At 68.8% G+C, this 13,171-nt stretch carries 10 protein-coding genes and 1 pseudogene; 5 read left to right on the top strand and 6 right to left on the bottom strand.

Translation table 11 applies throughout. The annotated features are described in order from the left end of the window. Positions 1 to 349 precede the first annotated feature (349 nt). Both ACFSOX_RS15230 and ACFSOX_RS15225 read left to right on the top strand, forming a co-directional pair. Positions 350 to 1,054 (top strand): TRAP transporter small permease subunit, encoded by a 705-nt coding sequence (locus ACFSOX_RS15230; protein WP_378478662.1) that lies wholly within the window; start codon positions 350 to 352, stop codon positions 1,052 to 1,054. Between the two features lie 16 nt (positions 1,055 to 1,070). Then, positions 1,071 to 2,717, top strand: coding sequence for a TRAP transporter large permease (locus tag ACFSOX_RS15225; protein WP_378478661.1), 1,647 nt, complete (start codon positions 1,071 to 1,073; stop codon positions 2,715 to 2,717). A gap of 200 nt (positions 2,718 to 2,917) precedes the next feature. On the opposite strand, the gene ACFSOX_RS15220 is transcribed toward ACFSOX_RS15225, so the two are convergent. The 5 genes from ACFSOX_RS15220 to ACFSOX_RS15200 all read right to left on the bottom strand — a co-directional run bounded on the left by ACFSOX_RS15220 (position 2,918) and on the right by ACFSOX_RS15200 (position 8,433). Beyond that, positions 2,918 to 4,015: a TRAP transporter substrate-binding protein gene (locus tag ACFSOX_RS15220; protein ID WP_378478660.1), complete on the bottom strand. Its 1,098-nt coding sequence runs from the start codon at positions 4,013 to 4,015 to the stop codon at positions 2,918 to 2,920. Between the two features lie 301 nt (positions 4,016 to 4,316). Further along, entirely contained in the window at positions 4,317 to 5,498 is a 1,182-nt protein-coding gene (locus ACFSOX_RS15215) for an acetyl-CoA C-acetyltransferase (RefSeq protein WP_378478659.1), read from the bottom strand. A gap of 133 nt (positions 5,499 to 5,631) precedes the next feature. Continuing rightward, positions 5,632 to 7,086: a short-chain fatty acid transporter gene (locus tag ACFSOX_RS15210; protein WP_378478658.1), complete on the bottom strand. Its 1,455-nt coding sequence runs from the start codon at positions 7,084 to 7,086 to the stop codon at positions 5,632 to 5,634. 35 nt (positions 7,087 to 7,121) lie between these two features. Continuing rightward, on the bottom strand, positions 7,122 to 7,778 hold the full coding sequence (locus ACFSOX_RS15205) for a 3-oxoacid CoA-transferase subunit B (protein ID WP_378478657.1): 657 nt from the start codon (positions 7,776 to 7,778) through the stop codon (positions 7,122 to 7,124). 1 nt (position 7,779) lies between these two features. After that, positions 7,780 to 8,433, bottom strand: coding sequence for a CoA transferase subunit A (locus ACFSOX_RS15200; protein ID WP_378478656.1), 654 nt, complete (start codon positions 8,431 to 8,433; stop codon positions 7,780 to 7,782). A gap of 417 nt (positions 8,434 to 8,850) precedes the next feature. Here ACFSOX_RS15200 and atoS point away from each other — a divergent pair, with 417 nt between their 5' ends. Beyond that, positions 8,851 to 10,716, top strand: coding sequence for a two-component system sensor histidine kinase AtoS (gene atoS, locus ACFSOX_RS15195; protein WP_378478655.1), 1,866 nt, complete (start codon positions 8,851 to 8,853; stop codon positions 10,714 to 10,716). Then, on the top strand, positions 10,713 to 12,128 hold the full coding sequence (atoC, locus tag ACFSOX_RS15190; protein ID WP_378478654.1) for an acetoacetate metabolism transcriptional regulator AtoC: 1,416 nt from the start codon (positions 10,713 to 10,715) through the stop codon (positions 12,126 to 12,128). The genes atoS and atoC overlap by 4 nt, the downstream gene beginning before the upstream one ends. A 202-nt stretch (positions 12,129 to 12,330) precedes the next feature. Here the strand turns inward: atoC and ACFSOX_RS15185 are convergent, their stop codons facing one another. Next, on the bottom strand, positions 12,331 to 12,537 hold the full coding sequence (locus ACFSOX_RS15185) for a zinc ribbon domain-containing protein (RefSeq protein ID WP_378478653.1): 207 nt from the start codon (positions 12,535 to 12,537) through the stop codon (positions 12,331 to 12,333). A gap of 287 nt (positions 12,538 to 12,824) precedes the next feature. Between ACFSOX_RS15185 and ACFSOX_RS15180 the strand changes: the two are divergent. After that, a pseudogene (locus ACFSOX_RS15180) lies at positions 12,825 to 13,148 on the top strand (DUF1501 domain-containing protein); the annotation flags it as partial. Between the last annotated feature and the right edge of the window lie 23 nt (positions 13,149 to 13,171).

Below are 13,171 nucleotides of genomic sequence, written 5' to 3'. Positions count from 1 at the left end.
GACCGCACCACCAAGCGCCCCGCCGTCGCCCGCCACATGAGCGTGACGGGCGGGTAGAACTTCGGCCCCATCACTCCGGGGTGTGCGGCGGGAGGTGCACGAACCCGGAATCGAGCTGCTCATGCGGCGTCCGCCGCTGGATTTCGGGGGCGCGGGCTGTCGCCCGCGCCCCGAAACGACCGGCTGCCCTCCCGCATCGCAGCATGGCGGGGTCCGGAACGGCGGGGTTGACGCTGCGGTTTGATCCGCCCTATGCGAAAGGCCGCCGTCTGGACGCATCCGCGCCGGACCGATGATCCGTGGAGCGCGCCGCCTCGCGACGCTGCGATCCCGTCGCGCAGGTGATCCCGTGACCGCCCTACTCGGCCTCAGCCGCCTGATCGATGCCGTCAATGCGCGCCTCGGGCGCGCGCTGAGCTGGCTGATCCTCGCCGCCATCCTGGTCTCGGCCGTCAACGCGGTGGTGCGCAAGACGCTGGGCGTCTCGGCGAACGCCTGGCTCGAGCTGCAATGGGTGCTGTTCGGCGCCGTCTTCCTGATGTGCGCGCCGTGGACGCTGCTCGACAACGAGCACATCCGAATCGACATCGTGAACACCCGGTTCCCGCGCGCCCTGCGCAACACCATCGAGCTGATCGGCCACGCGCTCTTCCTGCTGCCGCTGTGCGTCGTCATGATGGTGACGAGCTGGCCGTTCTTCGTGAAGTCGGCGCCGAGCTGGGATCAGGTAGCCGCCGCGTTCACGGCCTTTCCGGCGGCGTTCGCCGGGCCGCCCGACGCCTGGCTGCGCGGCCTGATCACGTGGTGGACACAGCTCATCGGCATCGGCGAGCAGTCCTCCAACGCCGGCGGCCTGCCGCAATGGCCGGCCAAGTTCCTGGTGTTCGCCGGCTTCACCGCGTTGTTCGTCCAGGGCCTCTCCGAGCTGATCAAGCGGATCGCCGTGATCGTCGGCCGCATCCCGGACCCGCATGGCGGACCGGGCGGCCATCTGTCCTCCTTCGAGGCGGACGCCGAGGACATGGCCGAGAAGTCCGGCCGCGCCAAACGCTGACGTCCGGACCCGCACCATGACCGCTTTCCTGATCGAGAACATGGCCCCGATCATGTTCGGGGCGCTCGTCGTCTTCCTGCTGCTCGGCTATCCGGTCGCCTTCTCGCTCGCCGCGAACGGCCTCCTGTTCGGCCTGATCGGCATCGAGCTCGGCCTGTTCGGCCCGAACTTTCTGCAGGCGATGCCCGAGCGGGTGCTCGGCGTGATGAGCAACGAGACGCTGCTCGCCGTGCCGTTCTTCACCTTCATGGGGCTGATCCTCGAGCGATCCGGCATGGCCGAGGATCTTCTCGACACCATCGGCCAGCTGTTCGGCCGCATCCGCGGCGGGCTCGGCTACGCCGTCGTGTTCGTCGGGGCGTTGCTCGCCGCGACCACCGGCGTGGTCGCCGCCTCGGTGATCTCGATGGGGCTGATCTCGCTCCCCATCATGCTGCGCTACGGTTACGACCGCCGCGTCGCCTCGGGTGTCATCGCGGCCTCCGGCACGCTCGCCCAGATCGTCCCGCCGTCGCTCGTCCTGATCATCATGGCCGATCAGCTCGGCCGCTCGGTCGGCGACATGTACGAGGGCGCCTTCCTGCCCGGCCTGATGCTGGCCGGCCTTTATGCCGGCTACATGTTCCTGGTCTCGACTCTCTTCCCGAAGGCGGCGCCAGGCCTGCCGCCCGAGGCGATCGGCTTCCGCGAGGAGAGCGGCCGGCGCGGCATGACCTCGCTGGCGATCCTCACGCTGGCCAGCGCCGCCTTCGGCTATGCGGTGATGCGCGGCTCGAAGACCTCGGGTGCCGACTTCGCCGTGCTGACGATGTTCTTCGCGATGCTGTTCGCGTTCGCGTTCGCGATCCTCGACACGATCGTCGCGAGACTGTTCGGGCTGCGCGTCCTGTCCAAGATCGCCCGCCAGGTCGTCTTCGTCATGGTGCCGCCGCTGGCACTGATCTTCCTGGTGCTCGGCACCATCTTCATCGGCGTCGCGACCCCGACCGAGGGCGGCGCCATGGGCGCGGTCGGCGCCGTCATCCTGGCGCTGGTCAAGCGCAGGCTCGACCTCGGCCTGGTCCGCCAGGCCGTGCACGCGACCGCCAAGCTATCCGCCTTCGCGATCTTCATCCTGATCGGCGCCCGGGTGTTCTCGCTCACCTTCTACGGCGTCAACGGCCATCTGTGGGTCGAGCACCTGCTCACCTCGCTGCCCGGCGGCGAGGTCGGCTTCCTGATCTTCGTCAATCTGCTCGTCTTCGTGCTGGCGTTCTTCCTCGACTATTTCGAGCTCGCCTTCATCATCATCCCGCTGCTCGCCCCGGTGGCCGACAAGCTCGGGATCGACCTCGTCTGGTTCGGCGTCATCCTCGCCGTCAACATGCAGACGTCGTTCATGCATCCGCCGTTCGGCTTCGCCCTGTTCTTCCTGCGCTCGGTGGCGCCGAAATTCTCCTACAAAGACCGCGTCACCGGGTTGGAGACGGCACCGATCACCACCGGCCAGATCTACTGGGGCGCCGTGCCGTTCGTGATCATCCAGCTGATCGGCGTCGCGCTGGTGATCCTGTTCCCGCAGCTGGTGATGCACTACAAGGGCTCGGCTCCGGCCGTCGATCCCAAGACCATCGAGATTCAGATCGCCCCGCCCGACAGCCCGCCGGCGTTGGATCTGAGATAGGCTCGAAGCGACATCACGTCGCCGTAGGGTGGGCAAAGCGAAGCGTGCCCACGCCGTTCGACATCGATGGCATGATCGGCGTGGGCACGGCGCGCCTTCGGCGCACCTTTGCCCACCCTCCAGCGGGGCGTATCGAAAAGCCCCGGAGCGGCGCTCCGGGGCTTCGTCGTCACGACGTGATCCGGCGGGGCGCGCCCCGGTCAGCCGCGGGTGCGGCTGCGGATCATGTAGGTGTCGTAGTTGTACTCGGCGACCTGCCACCAGAAGTACTCGTCGTTCCGGAAGGCCTGCATGTCGGCCATCATGGTCTTGAACGTCTCGTTCTTGGCGCCGATCTCGGCCCACAGCTCGTTGGTCGCCTTGAAGCACGCGTCGAGGATGTCGTTCGAGAACGGGCGGAGCTGACCACCGGACGCCAGGATCTTGCGCAGCCCCTGCGGGTTGAGCGCGTCGTAGCGAGTGATCATGTAGTTGGTCGCGGCGTGGCCGGCGTTCTGCAGGATCGCCTGATAGGCCTTGGGCAGCTGGTTCCACTTGTCGAGATTGACATAGCCGTGGACCATCGGGCCGCCTTCCCAGAAGCCCGGGTAGTAATAGTAGGGCGCGACCTTGGCGAGGCCGAGCTTCTCGTCGTCGTAGGGGCCGACCCATTCGGCCGCGTCGATGGTGCCCTTCTCCAGCGCCGGATAGACGTCCGGGCCGGCGAGCTGCTGCGGTACCACGCCGACCTTCTGCAGCACCTGCCCGGCGATGCCGCCGATCCGCATCTTCAGGCCCTGCAGATCGGCCGCGGTCTTGATCTCCTTGCGGAAGAAGCCGCCCATCTGGGCACCCGTGTTGCCGATCGGGAAGCCGTAGATGTTGTACTTCTTGTAGAACTCGTTGAACTTCTCGTTGCCGCCGTTCTGGAACAGCCAGGCCGCCTGCTGGCGGGCGTTGAGCCCGAACGGCACCGCCGCGGCGATCGCGAAGGTCGGATCCTTGCCGACGTAATAGTAGGACACCGAATGGCACATCTCGACCGTGCCGCCGGACGTCGCGTCGAGCGCCTGCAGGCCGGGGACGATCTCGCCCGCCGCGAAATGCTGGATCTGGAACTTGCCGTCCGTCATCTCGGCGACCTGCTTCACGAACAGCTCGCCGGCCCCGTAGAGCGTGTCGAGCGACTTCGGGAAGCTCGAGGTCATGCGCCACTTGATCTCCGGCATCGACTGGGCGACGGCCGGCGACGCGATCGTGCCGGCGGCGGCGCCGGCGGAGCCGGCCGCGAGCGCGCCGAGGAACTGACGTCTCTTCATCCTAAGGTTTCCTCTCTGAACCGTGAGGCGAAACAATCGGCGGCTCGAAGGGGCTCGCCGCGAAACGATCGTGTCCGCTCTATCACACGGGCGGCGGGGCGCAAGCCGGAGCGACACCGGACCGCCCGCGGCAGCGGCGCGGGTCGATGCACGGCGGGCCGGCCGTCGGTCGGCCGATCCCGGGCACGTGCCTCCCACGCTCCCAAAAAGACGCGGCCCGGGCGGTAGCTCGCCCGGGCCGCGTGGCAGGTTCCGCGGCCCTCGGGAGCGACGATGCGCTCCCGGGGCCGGCGGCGTCCGCTCAGCGCTCGATGCACATGGCGACGCCCATGCCGCCGCCGATGCACAGCGTCGCGAGGCCCTTCTTGGCGCCGCGCCGGCCCATCTCGTGCAGCAGCGTCACCAGGATGCGGGCCCCGGAGGCGCCGATCGGATGGCCGAGGGCGATGGCGCCGCCGTTGACGTTGAGCTTCGCCGGATCGAAGCCGAGCTCGCGGCCGACCGCGCAGGCCTGCGCCGCGAACGCCTCGTTGGCCTCGACAAGGTCGAGATCGGCGACCGACCAGCCGGCCTTGGCGAGCGCCTTGCGGCTCGCCGGCACCGGGCCGATGCCCATGACGGCGGGATCGCAGCCGGCCGTCGCCCAGGAGGCGACGCGGCCGAGCGGCGTCAGGCCGCGGGCCGCGGCGTCCTTGGCGCTCATCAGCACCAGGGCGGCGGCGCCGTCGTTGATGCCCGAGGCGTTGCCGGCCGTGACGGTGCCGCCCTTGACGAAGGCCGGCGACAGCTTGGCGAGACCTTCCACGGTGACGCCGGCGCGCGGATACTCGTCCGCCGCCATGACGACGTCGCCCTTCTTGGACTTGATCGTCACCGGCACGATCTCGTCGTTGAACTTGCCGGCCTTCTGGGCGGCCTCGGCCTTGTTCTGCGAGGCGGCCGCGAAGGCGTCCTGCTCCTCGCGCGTGATCGACCACTTCGCCGCGACGTTCTCGGCCGTGTTGCCCATGTGGTAGCCGTTGAAGGCGTCCCACAGGCCGTCCCGGATCATCGTGTCGAGCACCTCGGCCGGGCCCATCTTGATACCGGCGCGCAGATAGGTCGCGTGCAGCGAGCGCGTCATGCTCTCCTGCCCGCCCGCGATCATGATCGAGGCGTCGCCGAGGGCGATGGCCTGGGCGGCGAGCGCGACGGTGCGCAGGCCCGAGCCGCACACCTGGTTGACGGTCAGCGCGGTCTTCTCGACCGGGATGCCGGCCTTGACGGCCGCCTGGCGGGCCGGGTTCTGGCCCTGGCCGGCGGTGAGCACCTGGCCGAACACCACCTCGTCGACCTCGCCGGGGGCGACCGCGGCGCGGCGCAGCGCGTCCGCGATGACGATCTGGCCCAGCTCGGCGGCGGAGAGCGGGCTCAAGGTGCCGTTGAACGATCCGATCGGGGTCCGGGTCGCGGACACGATCACGACGTCAGTCATGGCAGTCATTCCTCGTGGTCTTCTTAGTTGTCTCGTCGATGGCGCTGTCGATGGCCATCTCTGCGGTCTTCGCGGGGGTCGTCTTCCGAGAGGACGCCCGGGCGTTCTCCGCCCGGGCGCCCGGCGCCGAAACGCCGTCGCGTCATGGGAAGAAGGGCGGACGATACTCCAGCGTGAGGGCGAAGAACCACAGCATGAACAGCACGACCGGCATGTGCAGAACGAGCTGCAGGAACGTGTACCCGACGATGTCACGCGCCTTCAGCGAGAGGATGCCGAGCAGCGGCAGCATCCAGAACGGGTTGATGAGGTTCGGCAACGCCTCCGCGGCGTTGTAGACGTTGACGGTCCAGCCCAGATGGACCTTCAGCTCGATGGCCGCCTGCATCACGTAGGGCGCCTCGAGCAGCCACTTGCCGCCGCCCGACGGGATGAACAGGCCGAGGATGGCCGAATAGAGGCCCATCACCACCGGGAAGGTGTCGTGCGTGGAGATCGCGACGAAGAAGTGTGCGATCTGGTCCGACAGCGACAGGCCGCCGAAGCCCTTCGCCGACACCATGATGGCGGTGATCGAGCCGTAGATCGGGAACTGGATCAGCACGCCCGTCGTGGTCGGAACCGCCTTGGCGACGGCGTTGAGGAACGCCCGCGGCCGCCAGTGCAGCACGAAGCCGAGCATCAGGAACACCAGGTTGTAGGTATTGAGGCCGGAGATCGCCGTGATCCACGACTTCGAGGTGAACTCGTCGATCATCCAGCCGAGGCTGAGCGCGATGATGATGACGGTGAGCAGCGGGCTGTACTCGAGCCATTCGCCGGGACGCTCGCGCGGCGGCAGCGCCGCGGTCTTGAGATCGACGTCGATCTTCATGTCCTGCGCCGTCACGGCCTTGCCGCCGACCGGCGCCGACACGAAGGCGATCGCCACCGAGATGATCAGAAGGATCACGAACATCGCGATCGACTGCCACAGGAAGATCGTCTCGGTGAACGGGATGACGCCGACCATCTTGAACAGCGCGGGCGGCAGCGACGTCGGATTGGCGTGCAGCTGCGCGGCCGACGACGACAGGCCGAGCGCCCAGGTGGCGCCGAGTCCGAGATAGGCCGCCGCGGCGGCGGCGCGATAGTCCATCCGCAGCTCCTTGCGGCCGGCCAGCGCCTTCACCAACAGGCTGCCGAACACCAGGCTGAGGCCCCAGTTCAGCATCGAGGCGAGGATCGAGATCAGCGCGACGAAGCCGACGGCGCCACGGCCCGTGGTCGGAACGGCGGCGAGCTTCTCGATCAGACGCGCCGCCGGCGGCGAGCTGGCGACGACGTAGCCCGTGATGGCGACGAAGGCCATCTGCATCGTGAACGGGATGATGCTCCAGAAGCCGACGCCGAACTGCTTCGACACCGCCATCGGGCCGGCGCCGTTGGCCATCGCGGCGGCCGCCACGATCACCAGCGCCACCGCGGCGAAGATGAAGGAATCCGGGAACCACTTCTCGGCCCAGCCGGTGAAGCCGAGGGCGATGCGGGCGAACAGGCCCTGCTTCTCGCCGCTCGGTGCGGCGGGCGCAACGCCGCCGGTCGCTTGCATGGTCATGTGCGTCTCCCAATCGATGTCAGGATTCGGGGCGGTCAGGCAGCGAGCTGCATGGTGGGAACCGTGGCCGGCACGATCAGGCGGGCCTCGGTGGCGGCGACGACCTGCTCCACGGTGACGCCGTCGGCGACCTCGAGCAGCACCAGGCCCTCGTCGGTCGGCTGAATCACCGCGAGCTCGGTGACGATCAGGTCGACACGGCGCACCGAGGTGAGCGGCAGGTCGCACTTCTTGAGGATCTTCGGCGCGCCCTTGGCCGTGTGGGTCATCGCGACGATGACGCGCTTGGCACCGGAGACGAGGTCCATGGCGCCGCCCATGCCGGGCACCATCTTGCCGGGCACCATCCAGTTGGCGAGCTGGCCGGCCTCGTCGACCTGCAGGCCGCCCAGCACCGTGACGTCGAGATGGCCGCCGCGGATCAGGCAGAACGAGGTGACGCTGTCGAACGCGCCGGCGCCCGGGATGATGCTGGTCGGGGTACCGCCGGCATCGGTGAGCGCGTCGGCGGCGACGCCCGGCTCGGGCAGCGGCTGCATGCCGATGACGCCGTTCTCCGACTGGAAGAACACCTGGACGCCGTCGGGCAGATACTTGGTCACCAACGTCGGCAGGCCGATGCCGAGATTGACCAGGTTGCCGTTCTTAAGCTCCTGGGCGACGCGCTTGGCGATGATGGTCTTCTCGTCCATGTCAGTGGCTCCGGGCGACGAGGTGATCGACGATGACGCTGACGGTCTCGACCTGATCGGGCGGGATCAGGCCGACCGGCACGATCTCGCCGGCCTCGGCGATCACGGTGTCGGCGGCGAGCGCCATGACCGGATTGAAGTTGCGCGCGGTCAGCTCGTAGGAGAGGTTGCCGTAGTAGTCGGCCCGCCAGGCGGCGATCAGCGCGAAGTCGGCGCGCAGCGGCTCCTCGACCAGGAAGGTCTTGCCCTTCACCTCGATGGTCTGCTTGCCTTCGGCGACCGTGGTGCCGACGCCCGTCGCGGTGAGAACGCCGCCGAGGCCCGCGCCGCCGGCCCGGATGCGCTCGGCGAGCGTGCCCTGCGGCACCAGCTCGACCTCGATCTGGCCGTCGATCATCTGCTTCTGGGTCTCGGGGTTGAGGCCGATATGCGAGGCGACCAGCCGCTTCACGGCGCCGGCCCGGATCAGCTTGCCGATATCGACGCCGGGACGCGCCGTGTCGTTGGCGATGATGGTGAGATCCTTGCGGCCCTGGCGCACCAGCTCGTCGATCAAGCGGTGCGGCGAGCCCACTCCCATGAAGCCGCCGATCATCAGCGTCGCGCCGTCGGGAATTTTCGCGACCGCCTCCTCGAGGGCGGTGACCTTGGACATGACGAATCCCTTTCCTTGGACTTCGAACCGGTCCGGCGGATCACCGTCGCGCGAGCGCGGCGACGGGCGCCGGATGTGTGCCACGAGGTCCGTTCTGCAAAGCCCGTGCCACATCGAGATGTGTCGGTTTCACGGGCATTTCCGCGATTGCTGCAGCGCAGCAGCGGCGCGCCGCCCCCGCGCAGTTCCGTGCACGGCTGCGCAAGAGCTTGCGCAGTGTCGTCTTGCGCGCTGCGTAGTTCTCCGCATTGCGCCGCGGACGCGCGTACCGGACGCGCACCGCGGACGCGCGTGCCGGACGCGACGCCCTGCGCATACCGCATCCGAAACTCCACGACTTGCCGCGGCGCGCGCGCGGCGCAATAAAGCCTCGAACCGACCACGGCGCCGCACGGCGCCGACCCCCGAGGCGTTCCGTTGCGTCTTCTCGATCTCCGCCGTCTCGTTCCGGTGCGGTCGCTGCGCGCCCGCCTGATGATCACGTCGCTCGTCGTCGTCGCCTTGCCGATCGCCATCGTCGGGCTGACGCTCGAGCGCGAGGGCCGTCAGGCGCTGCGCAGCGAGAAGGAGGACAAGCTCTTCGCGCTCGCCCGCGTGCTCGACTTCGAGCTCGGCCGCGGCGGCTACGACGCGCTCATCGCCGATCTGCCGACCGGCTGGGACGATCGCGCGGCGGCGATCCGACATCTCAACAAGAAGCTCGCCGGCATCACCGATCGGGTCGCCGACGCGGCGCCCGGCGTCGGCGTCGGCTACTACTCGCGCCGGCTCGACGCCATCGTCACCTACGGCCCGAGCCGCGACCACGCCGACACGGTCGGCCTGTCGATCCCGCCGCATCATCCGGGTCGCGACGTGATGAAGATCGGGCGACCGCGCGCCGAGATGGGCACGCTGGTGCGCGGGCCGATCCTCAACGCCATGCTGCCGATCGTGAGGAACGACGAGACGATCGGATACATCTGGTCGAACGAGTTCTCGTCGGCCATCGAGGCGCAGGCGAGCGCCATCGACGCTGCCGTGATCTTCGCGAGCGCCATCGGTCTCGTCGTCGCCTTCGGCATCATCAGCCTGATGTCGCGCCGGCTGTCACGCGAGGTCGGCGTGATCGTCCACGGGCTCGCCGCGATGAAGCGCGACCTGCGCCGCCCGATCCCGCCGCTGCGCGACGAGCTCGGCGAGATCGTCGAGGCGATCAACGGCATGGCGAAGGCGCTCGACGACGCGCGCTCGCTCAACGAGAACATTCTCGCCAGCGTCGCGGACGCGATCGTCTCGGTCGATCTCGACGGCCGCGTCACGGCCGTCAACCCGGCCGCCGAGCAGCTCTACGGCGTGCAGGCCGGCAGCGTGATCGGCAAGCCGTACAGGAGCCTGTTTCCCGAGGACGCCGCGGTCGACAGCGCGCTGCTCGACACGCTGGAAACCGGCCGGGGCCACACCGCCGTCACCATCGACCTGCCGCGCGCCGACCAGACGCTGCGCATCAACGCGACCTCGAGCGTGCTGCGCGACCGCGACGGCCAGCGCATCGGCGCCGTCGTGGTGCTCAAGGACGTGAGCGAGCGCGAGAGGTTGATGATCCAGGTGATGCGGGCCGACCGCCTCGCAGCCCTCGGCGAGCTGACCGCCGGCATCGCCCACGAGGTGAGGAACCCGCTCACCTCGATCCGCGGCTTCATCCAGTATCTCGACGAGTGCGAGAGCCTGGAGGAGTGGCGCGCCTACGGTCCGCTGATCATCCGCCAGGTCGACAGTCTCAACCATCTGGTCGGCGAGCTTCTGGCCTTCGGGCGGCCGCAGCCGCCGCGCATCGGAAAGGTCGACGTCGCCCAGTTGATCAAGGAGATGGCGTTCCTGGCGCGCGGCAAGTCCGACGCCCGCATCGCGCTCGACTGCGACGGCAGCTTTCCCACCATCGAGGCGGACGGCGAGGCGCTCAAGCAGGCGCTCCTCAACCTGATCATCAACGCCATCCAGGCGATCCCGGACGGCGGCACCGTGACCGTCTCGACCCGCACCGAGGACGACCGCGTCGTCATCGCGGTGAAGGACGACGGCGTCGGCGTCGCGCCCGAGAACCTCGACAAGGTGTTCGATCCGTTCTTCTCGACCAAGCCGTCCGGGACCGGGCTCGGCCTCGCCATGGTCCACCGCATCGTCGATGCGCATGGCGGCGTGATCACGTTCAACAGCACACCCGGCAAGGGCACCGTGGTCGAGATCAGGCTGCCGATCGTCCACCACGACCAGCCGCAGCAGCAAGCCGAGCCCGTGTCATGAACGTCCCCGCCCCCGCCGTCCTGATCGTCGACGACGACGAGGCGATCCGCCGCATGTTGGCCGCCGTGCTGACCAAGGAGGGCTGCGCGGTCGCCGAGGCCGCCGACGGCATGGAAGCGACCGAAGCGTTCCGCCGCCGCCACGCCGACGTCGTGCTGATGGACATCCGCATGCCGCGGATGAACGGGCTGGACGCCATGAAGGCGATCCTCGCCCTCGACCGCGGTGCGGCCGTGATCCTGATGACGGCCTTCGCCGAGGTCGGCACCGCCGTGACGGCGATGCGGGACGGTGCCTTCGACTACGTGATCAAGCCGTTCGACATCGAGGAGATCCGCGTCCTGGTGCGGCGCGCGCTCGAGATCCGCACCATGCGGGCCGACATCGTGTCGCTGCGGCGCGAATTGTCGGAGCGCTACGGCGCCGAAGGCATCCTCACCGACAATCCGCGCATGATGGAGCTGCGCGCGACCGTCGCCAAGGTGGCGCGCTCCAACGCCACCGTGCTGATCCAGGGCGAGAGCGGCACCGGCAAGGAGCTGGTCGCCGCCGCCGTGCATTACGGCTCACCGCGCGCCACCGGGCCGTTCGTCAAGGTCAACTGCGCCGCGATCCCCGAAGGCCTCCTGGAGAGCGAGTTCTTCGGCCACGAGAAGGGCGCCTTCACGGGCGCGGTCGGCCGCCGGCGCGGCCGCTTCGAGCAGGCCGAGCACGGCACGCTGTTTCTCGACGAGATCGGCGAGATCTCGACCGGCCTGCAGGTGAAGCTCCTTCGCGTCCTGCAGGAGCGCGAGTTCGAGCGGGTCGGCGGCGCCGCGCCGATCAAGACCGACGTGCGCATCGTCGCGGCCACCAACCGCGACCTCGAGAGCATGGTGAAGGCCGGCACGTTCCGCCAGGATCTGTTCTTCCGCCTCAACGTCGTCACGCTGAAGACCATTCCGCTGCGCGAGCGGCCCGAGGACATCCGCCTGCTCGCCGCGCACTACCTCGAGCGTTTCGCGGCGCAGAACGACGTCGTCATCCGCGGCTTCGACCCGGCCGCGATGGAGTGCATGGTCGCCTATCCGTGGCCCGGCAACGTGCGTGAGCTCGCCAACGCGGTCGAGCGCGCCGTGGTGATGAGCACGTCGAGCATGATCCTGCCCGAGGATCTGCCCGACAGCGTGCGGGCCGAGCGCAGCCCGCTCGCCGCCGCCGGCGTCGAGAGCGTCGCCGAGCTCGACGGCGTCGAGATCGGCCGCCCCTTGCGCGAGCTGGTGGGCGAGTTCGAGACCAGGGTGATCCGCGCCGCGCTCGCCCACAACGGCGGCAACCGCGCCCGCACCGCCATCGCGCTCGGCATCAGCCGCCGCGCGCTCCTCTACAAGCTGCAGGAATACGGCCTCGGCGCGAAGGAAGGGGCGGAGTAGAAGCGGCGCTGAACCCTCTCCCTGAGGGAGAGGGGCGACGCGCGAAGCGCGTCGGGGTGAGGGTTTACGGCGCTGATGACAGCCTCGCCCCCCTCACCCGGATCTCGCGCGATCGCGCGAGACCCGACCTCTCCCCGCCGGGGAGAGGTGAACCGCGCCGCGGCCGGCGCCCGGTCGCGACGTCACCCCGTCAGCGTCACGCCTACAGGGTCGCCTGGGCGTGGCCGCAGTCCTTGCAGGTGTAGCGCACCCGGTGCTCGCCCTTGGGGGCCGTCACCTTGTTGGTCGCGCCGCACTTGCCGCACACCGCATCGATGCGGGTGTCGCCCTGCTTGATGGTGAGGCCGCGACGCTCGATCGCCTCCCGCACCAGGCGCTCGGTCTCCTCGCGCATCGCCTGCTTCGACATGTCACCGTCCCGTTCGCTGTGTCGGGGCAGGAGTAGACCGGGAGTCGGCGGGGGGCAAGCCGTACCCGGCAGCCGCCGGTAAAATGGCCGGGAATGACGTTTTGCAGACGGTCCGCGGCAGCTCCGCGGTGCAATCGGCCGAGAGCCGCGCCGGGCAATCCGACAGCTTTATGAAAGGCAGCCTTTCATATGGAAGCGGGGGCGGTCCATGTTGAAGGCAGCCTTTCATATAGAAGCATGATTATGACACCAGCGCCTCACGCCGCACCCTCGACGACGGACACTCAGAGATCGGCCGGCAGTGGCACGACACTGTCGTCGTCGTGATCTCCGAGTTCGTCCGCACCTTTCGGGAGAACGGCAACCGCGGCACCGATCACGGCCACGGCAGCACCTACTGGGTGCTGGGCGGCGGCGTGACGGGCGGCCGCCTCGCCGGCGAGCAGGTGGCGGTCGACGAGAAGCACCTCTTCCAGAACCGCGATTTTCCCGTCCTCACCGACTACCGCGCCCTCCTCGCCGGCCTCTTCGCCCGCATGTACGGCCTGCCCCCGGCGAGCCTGCAAAAAGTGTTTGCGGGCGTGACGCCGAATGGTCTTGTGCTGGTCTAAGTGGGGCACATTACCGAATCGCC

It is taken from the genome of Rhodoplanes azumiensis (assembly GCF_042682915.1).
GTDB lineage: Bacteria > Pseudomonadota > Alphaproteobacteria > Rhizobiales > Xanthobacteraceae > Rhodoplanes > Rhodoplanes azumiensis.
This window is presented reverse-complemented; position numbering and strand designations above follow the sequence as displayed.